Annotated in this window: 14 protein-coding genes and 1 pseudogene; 10 read left to right on the top strand and 5 right to left on the bottom strand. The window is 73.9% G+C overall.

What is annotated here, in order from left to right; all coding sequences use genetic code 11:
• Positions 1–307: 307 nt before the first annotated feature.
• From MF408_RS15875 to MF408_RS15890, 4 genes are all read left to right on the top strand, one after another.
• Positions 308–1,060: an amidohydrolase family protein gene (locus tag MF408_RS15875; protein WP_240248507.1), complete on the top strand. Its 753-nt coding sequence runs from the start codon at positions 308–310 to the stop codon at positions 1,058–1,060.
• Positions 1,061–1,215: 155 nt separating this feature from the next.
• Positions 1,216–2,556, top strand: a complete 1,341-nt coding sequence (gene gdhA / locus MF408_RS15880; RefSeq protein ID WP_240248508.1) for an NADP-specific glutamate dehydrogenase — start codon at positions 1,216–1,218, stop codon at positions 2,554–2,556.
• A 39-nt stretch (positions 2,557–2,595) separates the two neighbouring features.
• Positions 2,596–2,877 carry a hypothetical protein gene (locus MF408_RS15885; RefSeq protein ID WP_240248509.1) on the top strand — a complete coding sequence of 94 codons (282 nt, stop codon included), beginning with the start codon at positions 2,596–2,598 and terminating at the stop codon, positions 2,875–2,877.
• Positions 2,874–4,364 (top strand): hypothetical protein, encoded by a 1,491-nt coding sequence (locus MF408_RS15890; RefSeq protein WP_240248510.1) that lies wholly within the window; start codon positions 2,874–2,876, stop codon positions 4,362–4,364. Before MF408_RS15885 ends, MF408_RS15890 begins: the two co-directional genes overlap by 4 nt.
• A gap of 36 nt (positions 4,365–4,400) precedes the next feature.
• Here the strand turns inward: MF408_RS15890 and MF408_RS15895 are convergent, their stop codons facing one another.
• Positions 4,401–6,269 carry a PTS mannitol transporter subunit IICBA gene (locus MF408_RS15895; RefSeq protein WP_240248511.1) on the bottom strand — a complete coding sequence of 623 codons (1,869 nt, stop codon included), beginning with the start codon at positions 6,267–6,269 and terminating at the stop codon, positions 4,401–4,403.
• Between the two features lie 310 nt (positions 6,270–6,579).
• On the opposite strand from MF408_RS15895, the gene MF408_RS15900 reads away from it, so the two are divergent.
• Together MF408_RS15900 and MF408_RS15905 are read left to right on the top strand one after the other, a co-directional pair.
• Positions 6,580–7,638 (top strand): zinc-dependent dehydrogenase, encoded by a 1,059-nt coding sequence (locus tag MF408_RS15900; protein WP_240248512.1) that lies wholly within the window; start codon positions 6,580–6,582, stop codon positions 7,636–7,638.
• A 31-nt stretch (positions 7,639–7,669) separates the two neighbouring features.
• The gene (locus tag MF408_RS15905; protein ID WP_240248513.1) at positions 7,670–8,434 is read left to right on the top strand and encodes a DeoR/GlpR family DNA-binding transcription regulator; all 765 of its coding nucleotides are present in this window, start codon (positions 7,670–7,672) and stop codon (positions 8,432–8,434) included.
• Between the two features lie 20 nt (positions 8,435–8,454).
• On the opposite strand, the gene ptsP is transcribed toward MF408_RS15905, so the two are convergent.
• Positions 8,455–10,137, bottom strand: coding sequence for a phosphoenolpyruvate--protein phosphotransferase (gene ptsP / locus MF408_RS15910; RefSeq protein ID WP_240248514.1), 1,683 nt, complete (start codon positions 10,135–10,137; stop codon positions 8,455–8,457).
• A gap of 86 nt (positions 10,138–10,223) precedes the next feature.
• On the opposite strand from ptsP, the gene MF408_RS15915 reads away from it, so the two are divergent.
• On the top strand, positions 10,224–11,174 hold the full coding sequence (locus MF408_RS15915; RefSeq protein ID WP_240248515.1) for a 1-phosphofructokinase: 951 nt from the start codon (positions 10,224–10,226) through the stop codon (positions 11,172–11,174).
• 47 nt (positions 11,175–11,221) lie between these two features.
• Positions 11,222–11,478: pseudogene (locus MF408_RS15920) on the top strand (HPr family phosphocarrier protein); the annotation flags it as partial.
• A gap of 203 nt (positions 11,479–11,681) precedes the next feature.
• Here the strand turns inward: MF408_RS15920 and MF408_RS15925 are convergent.
• Positions 11,682–12,218, bottom strand: a complete 537-nt coding sequence (locus MF408_RS15925; protein WP_240252189.1) for a hypothetical protein — start codon at positions 12,216–12,218, stop codon at positions 11,682–11,684.
• Between the two features lie 127 nt (positions 12,219–12,345).
• On the opposite strand from MF408_RS15925, the gene MF408_RS15930 reads away from it, so the two are divergent.
• Entirely contained in the window at positions 12,346–12,675 is a 330-nt protein-coding gene (locus MF408_RS15930; protein ID WP_240248516.1) for a helix-turn-helix transcriptional regulator, read from the top strand.
• Positions 12,676–12,723: 48 nt separating this feature from the next.
• Here MF408_RS15930 and MF408_RS15935 read toward each other — a convergent pair whose 3' ends face one another.
• Entirely contained in the window at positions 12,724–13,680 is a 957-nt protein-coding gene (locus tag MF408_RS15935; RefSeq protein WP_240248517.1) for a hypothetical protein, read from the bottom strand.
• Between the two features lie 415 nt (positions 13,681–14,095).
• Positions 14,096–14,638: a hypothetical protein gene (locus MF408_RS15940; protein ID WP_240248518.1), complete on the bottom strand. Its 543-nt coding sequence runs from the start codon at positions 14,636–14,638 to the stop codon at positions 14,096–14,098.
• On the opposite strand from MF408_RS15940, the gene MF408_RS15945 reads away from it, so the two are divergent.
• Positions 14,622–15,482, top strand: coding sequence for a helix-turn-helix transcriptional regulator (locus MF408_RS15945; protein ID WP_240248519.1), 861 nt, complete (start codon positions 14,622–14,624; stop codon positions 15,480–15,482). The two genes, MF408_RS15940 and MF408_RS15945, sit on opposite strands and share 17 nt — an antisense overlap.
• Positions 15,483–15,484: the final 2 nt, after the last annotated feature.

Raw genomic sequence — 15,484 nt, forward strand, 5'->3', positions numbered from 1 at the left:
GGCGGGATGGCCGACCTCCGCCCGCACCTGTCGCGCAGCGCCCAGCGACGGCTGGGCCTCGACGAGCGCCGCAACCTGTCCACCGTCGGCCACCGCGAGGCGGTGTCGATCCCGCGCAACATGCTCTACGTCAACCAGTCCGGGGTCCTGCGCGACGACGCCCGTGCACCCGACGGCTCGGCACCCGGCGCCGACCCGGCGTTCACCGCCCGGCAGCTGCTCGACGGCAACGGCATCGACCGGGCGGTCCTCATCGGCGGGGAGGTGCTGGGCCTCGGGGGCACTGCCCGACCCCGACGCCGCGGCGATGATCGCGTCGGCGTACAACGACTGGATCGCGGCCACCTGGCTCGCCGCCGACGACCGCTTCCGCAGCTACCTGGTCGTCGGTGCGCAGGACCCGCAGCTCGCGGCGCAGGAGATCCGCCGCGCCGGCCGCGACGAGCGGTTCGTCGGCGTCCTGCTGCCGTTGACCGGCATCCTCATGGGCGAGCGCCACTACTACCCGATCTACGACGCGGCGGCCGAGCTCGGCGTGCCGGTCGCGGTGCACCCCAACTCCGGGGAGGGGATCTTCCGCACCTCGCCGCCGATGGCGGGCGGCACACCGACCTACTACGTGGAGTGGCACACCGGCCTCAGCCAGGTCTTCCAGGCCAACGTGATCAGCCTGGTCTGCCACGGCGTCTTCGAGCGGTTCCCCGGGCTGAAGGTGATCGTCACCGAGGGCGGGCTCGGCTGGATCCCCGACGTGATGTGGCGCCTCGACAAGAACGTGAAGGGCCTGCGCGACGAGGTGCCGTGGATCAGGCGGCTGCCCAGCGAGTACCTCGTCGACCACGTGCGGTTCACCACCCAGCCGCTGCCCGAGCCCCGCCGCCGCAGCCACCTGCACACGCTGCTCGAGATCGCGCACGCCGAGCGCACGCTGATGTTCAGCTCCGACTACCCCCACTGGGACTTCGACGACCCGCGGCACGTGCTCACCTCGCTGCCGCCGGCCGTCCGCGAGCGGGTCAAGGCACGCAACGCGATCGAGTCGTACGGCGACCGCCTCTGACGCCGGCCCGGGGGAGACCCGGGTCTCACCGTGGCGACCCGTCGACACGTGGTCCGTCGACTGATGAGACGGTGGTCCGCGCATGCTCCGGCCGGGCCGCGTCAACGGCGCCCGCGGTCACCGCCGGTGAGGAAACGTCACGAGAGGTGTCTGTGGTGGACGAGAGCCTGGAGTCGGTCTACGACGAGATCCTGCGGAGGAACCCCGGCGAGACCGAGTTCCACCAGGCGGCGTACGAGCTGCTCGACAGCCTGCGGCCGGTGGTCTCGCGGCACCCGGAGTACACCGAGGCGGCCGTGATCCGGCGGCTGTGCGAGCCCGAGCGGCAGATCATCTTCCGGGTCCCGTGGGTCGACGACTCCGGCGCGGTGCAGATCAACCGCGGCTTCCGGGTGGAGTTCAACTCCGCGCTCGGCCCCTACAAGGGCGGGTTGCGGTTCCACCCGTCGGTCTACCTCGGCATCGTGAAGTTCCTCGGCTTCGAGCAGATCTTCAAGAACTCCCTCACCGGCCTGCCGATCGGCGGCGGCAAGGGCGGCAGCGACTTCGACCCCAAGGGCCGCTCCGAGGGCGAGATCATGCGCTTCTGCCAGGCGTTCATGACCGAGCTCTACCGCCACATCGGGGAGTACACCGACGTGCCGGCGGGCGACATCGGTGTCGGCCGGCGCGAGATCGGCTACCTCTTCGGCCAGTACAAGCGGATCACCAACCGCTACGAGTCCGGCGTCCTCACCGGCAAGGGCCTCACCTGGGGCGGCGCGCAGGTGCGCACCGAGGCGACCGGCTACGGCACCGTCTTCTTCGCCAACGAGGTGCTGAAGACCCGGGGCACCTCGTTCGACGGCAAGACGGTCGTGATCTCCGGCTCCGGCAACGTCGCGATCTACGCCGCCGAGAAGGTCGCCGAGCTCGGCGGCCGGGTCGTCGCCTGCTCCGACTCCGGCGGCTTCGTCGTCGACGAGGACGGCATCGACGTCGCCCTGCTCAAGGAGGTCAAGGAGGTCCGCCGGGAGCGGATCTCCGCGTACGCCGACGAGCGCGGCGGCCGCAGCCGGTACGTCGCCGGCGAGTCGGTCTGGACCGTGCCGTGCGACATCGCCCTTCCCTGCGCCACCCAGAACGAGGTCGACGGCGACCTCGCCGCCACCCTGGTGCGCAACGGCTGCGTGGTCGTCGCCGAGGGCGCCAACATGCCGTGCACGCCCGACGCCGTGCGGGTGCTCACCGAGGCCGGCGTGTCGTTCGCGCCGGGCAAGGCGGCCAACGCCGGCGGCGTCGCCACCAGCGCGCTGGAGATGCAGCAGAACGCATCCCGCGACTCGTGGTCGTTCGCGCACACCGAGGAGCGGCTCGCCGAGATCATGGTCGGCATCCACGACCGCTGCCTCGAGACGGCCGACTCCTACGGCATCCCGGGCAGCTACGTCGCCGGCGCCAACATCGCGGGGTTCATCCAGGTCGCCGACGCGATGCTGGCGCTGGGGGTGATCTGACCCCGCCCCACCCCTAGGCTGGCAACGCGAGGAGGTGTGGTGCGAGCGGAGGCGGCGCGGTCGAAGGCGCGCGCGTGGCTGCCCAGGGCCGCGCGCGGGCTGGGCGTCTACGCGGCCTACGTCGTCGTCGCGGCGCTGGTCGTGCTGCCGGTGAGCATCGAGCAGGCGCTCGAGGACGCGCGGTTCGAGGACCGGCTGGGCACCTTCCCGGTGGAGGTCGAGCTCGCGCACGACGGGCGCTCGACGATCGACACCGGCGTCATGGGGCAGGTCTACTGGGAGCGCACCGGTGCCGGGGGTTCGGGGCGCGGATCACGGTGACCGGGCCGCCCGAGGCGGGCGGGACGCTGTCGTCGTACGTCTCGCCCCGCTTCCTGCAGGCCAACGCGGCGTTCGTCAACGACCCGGCCGAGGTGGCCCGCAGCTACGGCGCCGAGCTGCGCTCGCAGGTCGTGCAGCGGACGATCGTCTACGGCCTGGCCGTGGCCGCGGTCGGCGGGCTGCTGCTGATGGCGCTGTTCCGCGGTGGGGCGCCACCGGTGCCGGCGCGGTGGTCGGGCACCCGCGGCCGGCGGGTCGCGGCGCGTGCCGGCTACGTCGTGGGCGCGGTGGTGGTCTCGACCGCCGTGGCGTCGGTGCTCTTCGCCCGGTGGGACGCCCGGGACGCCGCCGACGAGGGCTATGCGATGCCGGGCGTCGAGGGCCTGTCGTTCAGCAGTCCGCAGACGCGGGAGGTCGCGCAGCAGGTGCGGCCGTTCATCGAGAAGAACACCACCCGGATCGAGGCGCGGGCCGCGCAGTACCGGGACGCCACCCGGGAGAACCTCGAGCGGATCATCCCGTCGGAGGCCGAGGAGCTGGCGCCGCGCGAGGGCGAGGTCGTCGTCGTCGCGGAGGCCGACCCGCAGGGGAGCCAGGTGGCGACCGACGCGCGGGTCCCGCTCTACGACCTGCTGCGCGAGCACCTCGGTGCGGACGCGGTGGTGGTGCGGACGATCTCCGGCGACATCTCCTCCAACGGCACGGTCGCCGAGGACGGGTTCGTACGCGACGAGGCGGCCGCCTCCGGCGAGATCCCGACCGTGGCCGTCAAGGGCGACCACGACTCCGAGGCGACCGTCGAGCAGCTGGAGGACGGCGGCGCGACGGTCGTCGACCGCACCGTCGAGGAGGTCGGCGGGATCCTCGTCTCCGGTGCTGCCGACCCGGCGTTCAAGTCGCTCTTCGGCGGCCTGGTCAACAACGACAGCGGCGTCACCCAGCACGAGCGCGGGGAGGACCTGCGCGGCGTGGTCGAGGAGGAGGCCGCCGAGGAGGAGCGCGGGCTCGTGGTCGTGGTGCACCAACCGGCCACCGCCGCCGGCTACCTCGGGGTCGACGCCGTCACCGAGCTCGACCCGGCCCAGGAGCGGCCCACCACCCCGGCCGACGACGGCATCGGCGACCTGCCGCCGGGCATCGTCAACATCGGCCACCGGCACGACGCCGAGCCGCCGCGGGTCGTCTGGAACACCGACGGGTCGCAGGTGACGTGGACGGTCGTCAACCAGCTCGGCACCTCCGGCGGGGTGGAGGAGACGCCGACCTTCAACCGCTTCTCCACGCCGTTCTCCACCCCGCTGAAGGACGTGACCGTGCAGCTGCAGTACGTCAACCCCGACACCGGCCTGCAGACCGGCTACGCGTCGATCGTCCTCAGCCCCGACGGCGACGTCACCGTCGAGCGGCGCGTCGACGTCGGGCTCCCGGGCGGCGAGCCCGGCGACCCCGACGACTACCCCGGCGTGGAGCCGCCCGACGCGCGCTGAGCGTCGGGCGGCTCCTGCCCCCCGTCGGTCAGGCGGTCAGGCGGGCTGGACGGCGCCGAGGATCTCCAGCACCTCGTCCGTGGACGCCGCGGACTCGAGCCGGGCCACCTGGTCGGCGTCGGCGAAGATCTCCGCGATCCGCTGCAGCACCTTGAGGTGGTCGTCACCGGCGGCGGCGACGCCGACGACGAACTTCACCTGCTTGCCGTTCCAGTCGACCCCCTGCGGGTAGCGCACGAACGACAGCGCCGTGCGGCGGATCGAGGGCTTGGCCTCGTTGGTGCCGTGGGGGAGGGCGAGCAGGTTGCCCATGTAGGTCGACACCGACCGCTCCCGGGCGTGCATCGCGGCGACGTACGACCCGTCGACCGCGCCCGCTGCGACCAGCAGCTCGCCCGCCGTCGTGATCGCGTCGTCGCGGGTGCCGACGGCGTCGAGCACGACCGAGGCCGCGTCGAGCACGGGCCGCTCGTCGCTGCCGCCGGTTGTCGCGGCCGCCGGCTCAGGAGCCGCCGGCGGCCCGTCACCGCCCGCGCTGCGCCGGCGCACCAGGTCGACGATGTCGTCGTAGGCCGGCGACTGCATGAAGTTCTCCACCGAGACGTGCACGGCGGAGCCCGCGTGCTGGCGGGCACGGTCGGTGAGGTCGCGGTGGGAGACGACGAGGTCGAAGTCGTCGGTGAGGTTGGCGATCGCCCGGTTGACCACGGTGACCTCCTCGTGGCCGGCGCCGTGGATCTTCTTCCGCAGCACCGACGCACCCATGGCGGAGGACCCCATGCCCGCGTCGCAGGCGAAGGCGATGGAGCGGATGGGACCGGTCGCCAGGTCCGTGGCCCGGTCGATGACTCCGTCCTTGGCCCCGGTCAGCGCCGACGCCACCGACGACCGCTTGCCCTTGTTGGCCTCCATCCGCGCGGTGGCGCCCGCCAGGTCGCCGTCGTCGTCGCCCTTCTCGATCTTGAGCAGGAAGGAAGCCACCGCGAACGTGACGAGGGCGGCGCCGAACACGCTGAGCGTCACGCCGAGGTAGTCGCCCCGCGCGGTCTGCGCGTAGACCGCGAACACCGAGCCCGGCGCCGACGGGGCCCGCAGCCCCACGTCGAACGCGACGTTGATCGCCACGCCCGTCATGCCGCCGGCGATCATCGCGAGGATGAGCTTGGGCTTCATCAGCACGTAGGGGAAGTAGATCTCGTGGATGCCGCCGAAGAAGTGGATGACCGCGGCGCCCGGGGCGGTCGCCTTCGCGACCCCGCGGCCGAACAACGTGAACGCCAGCAGCAGGCCGAGGCCCGGACCCGGGTTGGCCTCGAGCAGGAACAGCACCGACTTGCCCGTCTCGCCTGCCTCCTGGAGGCCGAGCGGCGTCAGCACGCCGTGGTTGATGGCGTTGTTGAGGAACAGCACCTTCGCCGGCTCGATCAGCAGCGACGTCAGCGGCAGCAGGTTGTTGTCGACCAGCGTCTTCACCAGGTCGCCGGCGACGTCCATGACCCCGTTGACCAGACGGGCCACCCCGACGAAGCCGACCAGGGCCATCACGAAGGCCGTGATGCCGGCCGAGAACATGTTGACGAGCATCTCGAAGCCGGCCTTGACCTTGCCCTCCCAGAGGGCGTCGAGCCGCTTCATGACGTAGGCCGACAGCGGGCCCATGATCATCGCGCCGATGAACATGTGCACCTGGCCGCGCGGGTCCTCGCCCGGGGCCAGCGAGGCGTTGAACTCGGCGATCAGGAAGTCGGACCCGGCGATGACGCCCAGCGTCGCGAACGCGCCGACCACCGCGCCGCGGTCGCCGTAGACCATCCGGCCGCCGGTGACGGCGATCAGGACGGGCAGCAGGTAGTGGATCGCCGGGCCGACCATCGTGGCCAGGTCGGCGTTGGGCAGCCAGCCCACGTCGATGAAAGAGGGCGGTCAGCAGTCCCCACGCGATCAGCGCCGGGATGTTGGGCATGATCATGTTCGAGAGGAAGGTGCCGAAGCGCTGCACCTGGACCCGTACCCCGCTCCGGGGCGTCGTCACCTGCGTGGACATCGTGAACCTCCGGCGAGCACCGTGTGACTGACGTCACGTGATCTGTGAATGTCTTTGTATCGCTGTTGTTTCGGGTGGTCAAGAGGCAAAAACCAACAGGGTCAAAGACCGAAGCCACGAATATGCGGTACATTGCGGCTGTCCGAGTCGTCGACCAGCCCGGAGGGCACCATGAAGGCACTGCGCTTCTACGCACCCGAGGACGTGCGGGTGGAGGACGTCCCCGAGCCGGTCTGCGGGCCCGACGAGGTCAAGCTCCGGGTCCGCAACTGCTCCACCTGCGGCACGGACGTCAAGATCCTCCACAACGGTCACCAGAACCTCACCCCGCCGCGGATCACCGGCCACGAGATCGCCGGCGAGGTGGTCGAGGTCGGCGCCGACGTCAACGCGGCGTACGGCGCGGACTGGGCGGTCGGCGACCGGGTCCAGGTGATCGCCGCCGTGCCCTGCGGCGAGTGCCACGAGTGCCGCAAGGGGTGGATGGCGGTCTGCCAGAACCAGACCTCGGTCGGCTACCAGTACGACGGCGGCTTCGCGGAGTACATGGTCGTCCCGCGGCAGGTGCTCAGGGTCGACGGCCTCAACCGGATCCCCGAGGGCGTCGGCTTCCCGGAGGCGTCCGCGGCGGAGCCTCTCGCCTGTGCGATCAACGCCCAGGAGCTGCTCGGCATCGAGCAGGGCGACACGGTCGTCGTGTTCGGGGCCGGCCCGATCGGCTGCATGCACATCCGCCTCGCCCGTGGAGTCCACGGCGCGGGCCGGGTGTTCCTCGTCGACGTCAACGCGGACCGGCTGGCCATGTCCGCCGACGCCGTGCACCCCGACGAGGTGATCGACGCGTCCCAGGTCGACGTCGTCGAGCGGGTCCTCGAGCTCACCGGCGGACGCGGGGCCGACGTCGTGATCACCGCGACCGCGGCCAACGTCACCCAGGAGCAGGCGATCTCGATGGCCGCCCGCAACGGGCGGATCTCGTTCTTCGGCGGCCTCCCGAAGACCGACCCGTTCATCCGGTGCGACTCCAACCTCGTGCACTACCGCCAGCTGCACATCCACGGCGCCAACGGCTCGGCCCCCGAGCACAACAAGCGGGCGCTCGACTACATCGCGGGCGGCCAGGTGCCGGTGGCCGACCTGATCACCGAGCACGTCCCGCTCGAGCGGGTGCTCGACGCGTTCTCGATCGTCGAGAAGGGCGCCGCCATCAAGGTGACCGTCGAGCCCTGAGGGCGGCCGGCGTCCGTGATAGGACATCCCCGTGTACGCCGAGGAGCGCCAGCAGGCGATCGCGCAGCTGGTGACCGAGACCGGCCGCTGGTCCGTCAACGACCTCGCGGCCCGGTTCGACGTGACGACGGAGACCGTGCGCCGGGACCTCTCGGCGCTGGAGCGGATCGGGCTGGTCCGCCGGGTCCACGGCGGCGCCGTCGCCGGCGACCGGCTGGCCGTCATCGACACCGCACTGGGGGAGCGCGACGTCGCGCACGCGGAGGAGAAGGAGCGGATCGCGCAGGCCGCGCTGGTGCAGCTGCCGACCGCCGGCGGGTCGATCCTGCTCGACGCCGGGACGACCACCTCGCGGCTCGCGGCCGCGCTGCCGGCCGACCTGCCGCTCGTCGTCGCCACCCACGCCGTGCCGATCGCGGCCCGGCTGGCGCCGCGCGCGCACCTGGACGTCCACCTGCTGCCGGGCCGGGTGCGGACGACGACGCAGGCGGCGGTCGGGGCCGACACCGTCGCCGCCCTGGCCGACCTGCGGGCGGACGTCGCCTTCGTCGGCACCAACGGGCTGACCCTCGACCACGGGCTGTCGACCCCCGACGTCGACGAGGCGGCCGTCAAGCGCGCCATGGTGCGGGGGGCCCGCCGGGTCGTCGTCCTCGCCGACTCCTCCAAGATCGGCGTCGAGAGCCCGGTCCGGTTCGCGACCATCGAGCAGCTCGACGTGCTCGTCACCGACCGGATCGACGAGGCCGAGCGGCTCGCGCTGGAGGAGGCCGGCGTCGAGGTGGTCCTCGCCTGACGTCGTCGGGCGGGCCGCGGTCAGGCGGGCGCAGCGGCCGCCTGCACGTCGCGGGCGGCCTGACGGGCCGCTGCCGGGTCCTCCGCGGCGAGGGCGGCCTCCGCCATCGCCTCGCAGTCGGCGTATGTCGTCCGTGCCAGGCGCGCGCCGACCGGCCGGACGGCCGCTGCCGCCATCGACAGCGACGTCACCCCCATGCCGACCAGCACCGCGGCCAGCAGCGGGTCGGCGGCGGCCTCGCCGCACACGCCGACCGGCTTCCCGGCCTCGCGGCCCGCGGCGGCGGTGATCGCGACCAGGTGCAGCACCGCCGGCTGCCAGGGGTCGGTGAGGTGCGCGAGGTCGCTGGCCATCCGGTCGGCCGCCATCGTGTACTGCGTCAGGTCGTTGGTGCCGATCGAGAGGAAGTCGACCTCGGCGAGCAGCTGGTGGGCCAGCAGCGCCGCGCTCGGCACCTCCACCATCACCCCCGCCCGCAGGCCGCGGTCGCGGACGGCGGTCGCGAAGTCCCGCGCCTCGGCCGCGGTCGCGACCATCGGTGCCATCACCCAGGTCTCCGTGCCGGTGCGGCGGGCCGCCTCGGCGACGGCGTCGAGCTGGCGGTGCAGCAGGCCGGGGTCGTCGAAGGAGAGCCGGAGGCCGCGGACGCCGAGGGCGGGGTTCTCCTCGTCGGGGTGGGTCGCGAAGCTGATCGGCTTGTCGGAGCCGGCGTCGAGGGTGCGGACGACGACCGGCCGGCCGTGGCCGTAGGCCGCCAGCACGTCGGTGTAGATGGCGGCCTGCTCCTCGACGGTGGGTTCCTGGTCCCGGTTGAGGAAGCACAGCTCGGTCCGGAACAGCCCCACCCCGGCGACCGGCTCGCCCGCCGCCGCCGTCGCCGAGGCGGCGTCGGCGACGTTGGCCATCAGCTTCACCTCGCGGCCGTCGGCCGTCCGGCCCGGTCCGGTCCAGGCGGCGAGCGCCGCGCGCTCCTCCCGGTCGGCGGCGACCCGCGCCTCGGCGTCACCGGGGTCCGGGTCCACCTCCACGACCCCGCTGGCGCCGTCCACGAGCACCCGGGTGCCCGGCTCCACGCCGAGGACGCCGGCCACGCCGACGACGCACGGGATGCCGAGCTGGCGGGCGATGATCGCGGTGTGGCTCGTGGGCCCACCGCGCTCGGTGGCCAGCGCGACGACGAGGGCCGGGTCGAGCACCGCGGTGTCCGCGGGGGCGAGGTCGGCGGCGACGAGCACGGACGGCTCCTCGGGCACCGGCACGCCCGGTTCGGGCTCGCCGACGACGTGGGCGAGGAGCCGGCCGTGGATGTCGCGGAGGTCGGTGGCCCGCTCGGCCATCAGCCCGCCCATGCTGGTGAACAGGCCGACGAAGTGCTCGACGGCGTTGCCGATCGCGGTGAGCAGGTCGTTGCCGGCCTGGAGCTGCTGGGCGACCGTCGAGCGCAGCCCGCGGTCGGTGACCAGGCCGGCGCTCGCCGCGAGCACCTGCGCGGTCGCGCCGCTCGCGGCGCCCGCCTTCCGCTCGAAGCCGGCGGCGACAGCCGCGACCGCGGCGTCGTACGCCGCGAGCGCGGCGTCGTCGTCGGGGAAGCCGCCGTCCCCGAACCGGTCGATCGCCGCGGGGGAGACCTCGCTGCTCGCGACGAGGGCGGGGCCGAGCGCGACGCCGGCGACGACGGGGGTGCCGTGGAGGGTGGTGACCATGCTCACACCGTAAGCCCGGTGCGCCTTGACAATCAACAGAAACGGGCATAGAACAACACAAACGCAGATCGGATCGAGGAGGGCCCGTGATCGTCACCGTCACGCCCAACCCGAGCGTCGACCGCACGGTCGAGCTGCCCGGGCAGCTGTCGCGTGGCGCGGTCCACCGCGTGTCCTCGGCCACCGACCAGCCGGGCGGCAAGGGCGTCAACATCTCGCGCGCCTGCGTGGCCGCCGGGGTGTCGACGCTCGCGGTGCTGCCGGTGGAGGCCGAGGACCCGTTCGTCCGGGAGCTGCACCGCCTCGGCGTACCCTGCCTGCCCGTGCCGCCGGCGGGTCCGATGCGGGTCAACCTGACGATCACCGAGCCCGACGGGACCACGACCAAGCTCAACGCCGCCGGCGCCGACGCCACCCCGGCCGAGCTGGAGGCGCTCGCCGTCGCCGTGCTCGGCCGCCCGGCCGAGGGTTGGGTCGTGCTCGCCGGCTCGCTCCCGCCCGGGGCGCCGACGGGGTGGTACGCCGACCTGGCCGCGCGATTGCGCGCCGACGGCCGCCGGGTGGCGGTCGACACCAGCGACGCACCCCTGACCGCGGTGGTCGCCGCGCTGCGGCCGGAGACCGCGCCCGCGCTCCTCAAGCCCAACGCCGAGGAGCTGGCCACCGCGACCGGGGAGGACCCGGTCGCGCTGGAGGCCGACCCGGCGCGGGTCGCCGCGGTCGCCCGCTCCCTCGTCGACCGCGGCGTCGGGGCAGTGCTCGCCACCCTCGGTCCGGGCGGTGCCGTGCTGGTCGACCCGAGCGGCGCCTGGCACGCGCGGCCGCCGGACACCCGGGTCGTCAGCACCGTCGGCGCGGGCGACGCCAGCCTGTTCGGCTACCTGCGTGCCGACCTCCTCGGCCTGCCCGCCCCCGAGCGGCTGGCCGCGGCGGTGGCGTTCGGCAGCGCGGCGGCCGGGCTCCCCGGGAGCACCGTGCCGACCCCGGCCGACGTCCGCACCGGCGAGGTCCGCCTCAGCCAGCTCGACCCCGTCTGACCGTCCGTCCCGTCCAGCCCAGCACCCGCCCAGCACCCGGAGGAAGCATGCACACCAAGACCGTCGTCGTCGGCTCGGCCGTCGGGCTCCACGCCCGCCCCGCCGCGATCATCTCCCCAGGCAGCGGCCGACCTCGGCTCGGACGTGACGATCGGCCTCCCCGGAGGCGCGCCGGTCGACGCCGCCTCCTCGCTGATGATCATGACGCTGGGGGGCCGGCAAGGGAGCGGAGGTGGAGGTGAGCGGGGAGGTCGAGTCCGACGTCGACGCGATCGCCCGGCTCGTGGAGCAGGACCTCGACGCGGAGGACGCCCCCCGGGGCCGACGTGTCGTCGCCGTCGGCCTGAGCCGAAGGGCGCGGGTCGGGCTGCCGTTGGCGTCGCTCGCGCCGCCCGGATCCCGCCGGGTGCCGACCCAGGTAAAGAAACGTTGTCACTTCTGGCAGCAACGGACCGACATGGGCGCCGAACCAGCGCTTCTTCGTTTGGCTGCGAAGCTGTTGCGGGTTCAATCACACTTGGCACTGGACGAATTGCGATCCGTTTGTCCGCCGCAGGGGGCGGGTCGTCGGCGTGGGGAGACGCCGGTCCGCTCCACCAGTCTGCGGCAGGACGAGGACCAATGCTCGCCGATCATGGGGTCGACCCAGCCTCCGCGCTGCCCGGGGACACGCGGGCGCTGCGCGCCGACGCGGGTCCGTTCGCACCATTGTGGCGCAGGTTCGCCGCCGTCCGGGGGTCGAGCAGGTGGACCGCCCTCGACGGCACGGCGGCCGACGTGCTCACCAACCTGCTCGAGCTGGCGGTGCTCGGCGACGCCGAGGACTACGTGCGCCTCGACGAGCTGCTGCGCCAGCACGGTCACGAGCAGGTGGCCCGGATCCAGGACCGTCTCGACCCGCTGCTGGGACTGGGGCCCGAGCTGCCCCTGGCCACCCAGGCGCTGCGCCGCCTGCGCAACCGACGTGACATCGTCGAGCTGCTGGTCGAGGACGACCTCGACCCCGAGCAGGCCGACGACATCGCGCTGCGGTGCAGCACGCACGCGTTCTGGATGCTGCTGACCGGCATCGACGACGCCACCCGGAGCCGGGTCGTCCGCACGCCCGCCGAGATGATCGACCTGATCGAGAACGGCGACGCCCCCGCAGTGGCGCGCTGTCCTCGCCCCGGTGGCGCAGCACCCGTGGGGTCCCGAGGCCGAGCGGCTGCTGGGCCTGGCCAAGGAGGCCAGCCTCGACACCGCAGGGGAGTGGCTCACCGCCTGCCGGGCGGTCTACCGCGAGCGCCAGGAGGAGCGCGAGCGCGCCGCCGTCGCCCGCGAGATCCGCCGTCTGGTGGCGGTCAGCGGGCTCAGCCAGCGCGACTTCGCCTCCCACATCGGTACGTCGGCCTCGCGGCTGTCGACGTACGTCACCGGCCGGGTGACGCCGTCGGCGACGATGATGATGCGCATCCAGCGCGCGGCCCGCCGGCTGCAGAAGCGACGCGACGAGGAGTGACGCGGGCGGTCCTGGCCCGGAGGCGCCGCGGCACCCGGCGGTGCACAATCAGCCATGGCCACCTCCATGCTCGTCGGCCGCGAGGATGAGATCGCCCGGTTGCACGGGCTCGTCGCGGGGCTGCCGCGGGCCGGGGCGGCACTGGTCGTCCGCGGGGAGGCCGGGGTCGGGAAGTCCTCGCTGCTGGAGGCCGCCGCGCGCCGGGCGGAGGACGCCGGCCTGGCCGTCCTGAGGGTCACCGGCGTCGAGTCGGAGGCACAGGTCCCGTTCTCGGGACTGCACCGTCTCCTCGCACCCGTCCTCGGGAGGGCCGAGGCGCTCCCTCGACGCCAGCGGGAGGCGCTGCTGTCGGCGTTCGGGATGGCCGAGCCCGCGGTCGAGCCCTACCTCGTGGGCTACGCCGCGCTCGAGCTGGTCGCCGAGCACGCCGCCACGGTGCCGGTCGTGCTGGTCGCCGACGACGTGCAGTGGCTCGACCCGGCCACCGCCATGGCGCTGGCCTTCGTCGCCCGTCGTGTCGGCGACGAGCCGGTGGCGGCCGTCCTCGCCCTGCGCGACGGCTTCGACTCGCCGTTGTCGGACGGCGGCATCCCCGAGCTCGTGGTTCCCGCACTCGGCGAGCGGCACGCGGCGGCGGTGGTCGACCGTCACGGCCGCGAGCTGTCCGCGTCCGCGCGGCGGCGGATCGTCGAGCTCGCGGACGGGAACCCGCTGGCGCTCGTCGAGCTCGCCCGGGCCTGGACGGCGAGCGACACCGGCGCAGAGCTCACCCGCGTCCCGTTGCCGGCGCGGTTGGAGCGGGCCTTCGCCCGCGGCGTCGACGCCCTTCCCGACGACGTGCGACAGGCGACGCTCGTCGCGGCGGCTGCTGACACCGACGCCCTGGCGGAGGTGGTCGCCGCCACGGCGGCGCTCACCGGCTCCGACGCCGCGGAGGACCTCGTGGCCGCCGCGGTGGACGCCGGCGTGCTGGTGACCGACGGCGCGGAGCTGCGCTTCCGGCACCCGCTGCTGAGGTCGGCGTGCTACCAGAGCGCGCCGCCGTCGCAGCGGCGGGCGGCGCACGCTGCGCTCGCCGAGGTGCTCGCGGGGGTCGCCCGGACGACGGGCGTGGCACCGGGCGGCGGCAGCGATCGGCCCGGCTCCCGAGATCGCGGACGAGCTCGAGGGCGCCGCCGCCGACGCGACCGAGCGCGGGTCGGTGCAGGTCGCCGTCGCGGCGCTCGCCCGGGCCGCCGACCTGAGCGCGTCGGAGGAGGCGCGGGGGCGTCGCCTGGCCGGCGCGGCCGAGCTCGCCCTCGACGCCGGACTGCACGAGAGGGGCGCCGACCTGCTCGTCCGCGCCGCCGCGGCGAGCCTCTCCGCGGACGACCGGCTGCGGGTGTCGTGGCTCCAGGAGTGGTTCGGGGACCCGGGCTGGTCAGGAGCGGAGAAGGTCGTCTCCCTCTGCAGGCTGGCGAGGAGCATGGCCGAGCACGGTTCGCCCGACCGGGCGTGGAAGGTGCTGCTCGAGGTGGCGTTGCGCTGCTGGTGGTCCGAACCGGACGACGCCACGACCCGGACGCTGGTCGAGGCGGCGGACGGGCTGGCGACCGGCGCCGACGAACCCACGCTGCTCACGGTGCTGGCGTACGGCGCGCCCGTCGAGCGCGGACGGATGGTGGTCGAACGGATCGGGTCGTTCGCTCCCGAGGCACTGGCGCGGCCGGTCGACGCCCTCAACCTCGGCACCGCCGCCACCGGCGTCGGAGCCTTCCCGTCGGCGGCGCCGCTGCTCGAGAGCGCCGTCGTGCGCTTCCGTGCCCGTGGCCAGGTGGTCCACCTCCTGCGGGCGCTCATCGCCCGGATGCTGACCGACTACCACCTCGGACGATGGGACGCCGCACGCGCCGCCGGCGACGAGGTCAGGCGCCTCGCCGTCGACACCGCCCAACCCCTGTGGGGGGATGGCGGCCGCGAGCACCGAGTGCCTCGTCGCCGCGGCCATGGGCGACGACGAGGCACTCGACTCCCTGGGCCGCACAGCCGAGCAGTTCTTCCTCCCGCTCGGGGCCGGCACGTTCGTCGCGCCCGTCGCGATGGCGCGGGGCGCGGCGGCGCACGCCGTGGGCGACCACGAGGAGGCGCTGGACCACTTCCGTCGGGTGTCCGATCCCGAGAGCTCCCTGCACCACCGCCACGCCCGTCACTGGGCCGCGCTCGACCACGTCGGCGCCGCGCTGGCGCTCGGGAGGCGCGACGAGGCCCGGCGGGTCGTCGAGGAGATGGAGTCGCTGTGGGACCGGACGCGATCGCCGCTGCTCGGCGCCTCGCTCCTCGTGACCCGGCCGCTGGTCGCCGACGCTCGTCGGGCCGAGGCGTTGTTCGAGCAGGGACTGGCCAAGGCGCTCGCGCAGTGGCCCTTCCACCGCGGCCGGCACCTCCTGGGCTACGGCATCTGGCTCCGGCGGCGCCGGCGGGCCCGCGAGTCGCGCCCCTTCCTGCGCGAAGCGCGGGACGTCTTCGACGCCCTCGGTGCCGCACGGTGGTACGAGCACGCGGCGCGGGAGCTGCGCGCCTCCGGTGAGACCAGCCGCGAACGGGCGGTCAGCGCCCGGCACCGGCTCTCGCCGCAGGAGCTGCAGATCGCTCAGCTCGCCGCGGACGGGCTGAGCAACCGCGAGATCGGCCAGCACCTGTACCTGTCGCACCGCACGGTCGGCTCCCACCTCTACCGCATCTTCCCGAAGCTCGGGATCACCTCCCGGGCACAGCTCGGGTCGGCCCTCCGCCACGCCGTCGAGATCGGCGGCGCGGCACGGGGCTGACC

It is taken from the genome of Nocardioides sp. TF02-7, from assembly GCF_022437945.1.
Lineage (GTDB): Bacteria > Actinomycetota > Actinomycetes > Propionibacteriales > Nocardioidaceae > Nocardioides.